2 protein-coding genes are annotated in these 3155 nt (G+C 70.2%); one reads left to right on the plus strand and one right to left on the minus strand.

All coding sequences use genetic code 11. The features are described from left to right. Window positions 1-269: 269 nt before the first annotated feature. Entirely contained in the window at window positions 270-2969 is a 2700-nt protein-coding gene (locus Q7W29_04855; protein ID MDO9171144.1) for a protein kinase, read from the plus strand. Window positions 2970-2999: 30 nt separating this feature from the next. On the opposite strand, the gene Q7W29_04860 is transcribed toward Q7W29_04855, so the two are convergent. Beyond that, the coding region (locus tag Q7W29_04860) for a peptide-N-glycosidase F-related protein (GenBank protein ID MDO9171145.1) at window positions 3000-3155 on the minus strand (156 nt) is incomplete at its 5' end.

The following is a 3155-nucleotide window of genomic DNA, read 5'->3' on the forward strand; positions in this document are numbered from 1 at the left end:
CCTTCGAAGCGGGTGGCGCGTCGTTCCAGGGGCTCGAGCGCCTCGGCATCCTGGCCGGGTCGCTGGTGTCGGGGGTGGCCGGTTACTTCGTGTTGCGAGCGGCGTCCCGCTCTGCCTGAATGGCGCCCCGTTTCGGGTCGGAAAGCGCAAATACAAGATAATACTTATCCTGGTTATGCTCGCCCGGTCGAGGATGCCCGCCATGTGGCTTCCGGACCGGCGCCCGACATCCCCTTGCATCGAGATGACCCCCGACCCTGAGGAGCGCCATGATCGGCAAGTCGTTGCTGCACTATGAGATCAAGAGTCTGCTCGGCAAGGGCGGCATGGGCGAGGTCTTCTGCGCCCGGGACACCAAGCTGGGCCGCGACGTGGCCATCAAGATCCTCCCGGTCGAACTGAACGGCGATCCGGAGCGCGAGGCCCGCTTCCAGCGCGAGGCGCGCGCCCTGGCCAGCCTGCAGCACCCCAACGTGGCCTCGGTCTACGGCTTCGAGGAGGCGGACGGGTTGCGCTTCCTGGTGATGGAACTGGTGTCTGGCTCCGAGCTGACCGAGCGGATGAGCGCGGGTCCCGTGCCGATCGCCGAGGTCCTGAACATCGCCCGCCAGATCGCCGCGGGCCTGGAGGCGGCCCACGAGAACGGCATCGTGCACCGCGACCTCAAGCCGGCCAACATCATGGAGACGACCGAGGGCGAGATCAAGATCCTGGACTTCGGCCTGGCCCAGGCCTGGTTCGGCGACGGCGCCCGCCAGAGCGAGTCGTCCATGACGCCCACCATCACCGCGGCCCTGAGCCAGGCCGGAGCCATCCTGGGCACGGCCGCCTACATGAGCCCCGAACAGGCCCGCGGCGGCAGCGTGGACCGGCGCGCCGACATCTGGGCGTTCGGGGTGATCCTGTTCGAGATGCTGACGGGCAAGCGGCTCTTCCTCGGCGAGACCACCAGCGACACCCTGGCCGCGGTGCTGCGCGCCGAGCCGGAGTGGGACACCCTGCCGGTCGCCGAGGCGCCGGCCCTGTGCCGGCTGATCGAGCGCTGCCTGGAGCGCAATCCCAAGCAGCGGCTGCGCGACATCGGCGAGGCCCGCATCTTCCTGCAGGACGGCGACGCCAGCGGCTCTCACTTGAGCTTCTCGCATCTGGGAATGACGACCTCGTCCGGCGAGCCCGCCCGCGCCCGGACGCCGGCGCTCTTGCTGTCGGGTCTGGTGGCCGCGGGTCTGCTCGCGGGTACGCTCGTGGGCTGGAAGGTGCTGGCCCGGCCGGCGCCGGTTCCGGTCCTGCACACGATGATCCCCCCGCCGGGGATCACCGACTACGAACTCAACTCCACGAACCCGGGCCCGGCGGCCCTGTCCCCCGACGGCACGATGCTGGCGTTCACCGCCACCGACGCCGACGGCGTGACCCGTCTGTACCTGCGGCACCTCGACCAGGGCGAGTCCGTCGCCCTGTCCGGGACCGAGAGCGCCGCGTACCCGTTCTGGTCTCCCGATGACAGGTTCATCGGCTTCTTCGACGCGGACGGCAAGAAGCTCAAGAAGATCGCCGTGGCCGGCGGGCCGCCGGTCACTCTCTGCACCGCGGACAACGTCAAGGGCGGCTCCTGGAACGATCGCGGCGACATCATCTTCGCCCGCGGCGCCGACACCGGCATCTTCAGGGTTCCGGAGATCGGCGGCGAGCCGGTCCGCATCACCGCCGTCGGCCCGGACCACAACTCCCACCGGCATCCCCGGTTCCTGCCCGGCGGCCGGGAGTTCCTCTTCGTCGGTCGCTCGACCAGCAGCGATCAGGACAACGCCGTCTTCCTGGCGAATCTGGACACGACCGTCGTCCCGCGGATCATCGCGACGTCGCAGGCCCACGCGGACTACGTCGACGGCCACCTGCTGACGGTGCGCGAGAACGTGCTGATGGCGACGCCCTTCACGCCGGACCAGAAGAGTGCGACCGCGGGCGGCGCCCCGCTGGTGGACAACATCCTGACCCTGCAGGGGGCGGTGGTCGGGCTGTTCAGCCCTTCGCCGACGGGCATGCTGGCCTTCCAGACGGGAGCTTCGGCCGAGGCCAGTCAGGTGCTGTCGTGGACGGACATCGAGGACGGCAGCTCGCAGCCCCTGGGCGACCTCGGCCAGATCTACCACCCGGCGATCGCGCCCGACGGGAAGCGCGCGGTCGTCGAGGTGCGCAACGCTTCGAACGAGGGTACCGATCTGTGGCTTGTCGACCTTGAGACTGGCCTGCGGACGCGCTTCACGTTCGCGCCCGGCGACGAGATCCGCGCCTGCTGGTCGCCCACCGGGGAGTCCGTGTTCTACGAGTCCAAGGAAGGCGGCAGCTTCCGCATCATGCAGCAGCCCGTGGAGGGGCAGGGCGGCGCCGCCGTCCTGCTGGAGGCGGAACGCGAGATCGCGGTCACCGGGGTGGCGGCGGGTGACCGCGCCGTCCTGCTGGACTTCGAGCTCGAGGACGGGAAGTTCGAATTGCGGCGGCTGTCCCTGGACGCGGGCGGCGGCGCAATGACGACCCTGGCGGCGTCGGCCGGGACCAACCTGGGCGGCGGCGTGTACTCGCCCGACAACCGCTGGATCGCCTACCACACCGAGAGCGCCGCCGGCTGGGATATCTTCGTGATCCCCGCGACCGGCGGCGCGCGCAAGTGGCAGGTCACCAGCGACGGCGCCGTCTATCCGAAGTGGAACCGCGACGGCACGGAACTGTGGGTCGTCCGGTTCAGCGGCGATCTCTACGCCTACGACGTCGACGGCGCCGGCCAGACCTTCCGCGTGGGCAAGTCCCGCCGCACGCTGAAGATCGCCTCGCCCGAGGCCAGCGGCAGCTTCTACGACCTGCACCCGGACGGGAAGCGGATCCTGCAGACGGGGGCCGATCCGTCGTTCCGCTCCGAGGTCTCGTACCTGCACCTGGTGACGGACTGGAAGCGGGGGCTGGTCCAGTAGGGAGTCTGCTGCGGTGAAGCGTCGGTGCGCTTACCGCTCGCCCAGCAGCACCCCCGACACGTTCCAGGCGCTGAAGCTGTCGCCCTCCGGTTCGCCCAACGGGATCGCGACGCGCACCGTGTGGCGGCCGGGCGTCAGCCCCGGCAGCGGCACCGGCACCGCGCTCACGGCCGCGCCCGGGCACCA

The organism is bacterium (assembly GCA_030654305.1).
Lineage (GTDB): Bacteria > Krumholzibacteriota > Krumholzibacteriia > LZORAL124-64-63 > LZORAL124-64-63 > PNOJ01.

Coding starts and splice junctions, on each gene's coding strand:
- Q7W29_04855 (MDO9171144.1), top strand. CDS start 270: ATGATCGGCAAGTCGTTGCTGCACTATGAGATCAAGAGTCTGCTCGGC.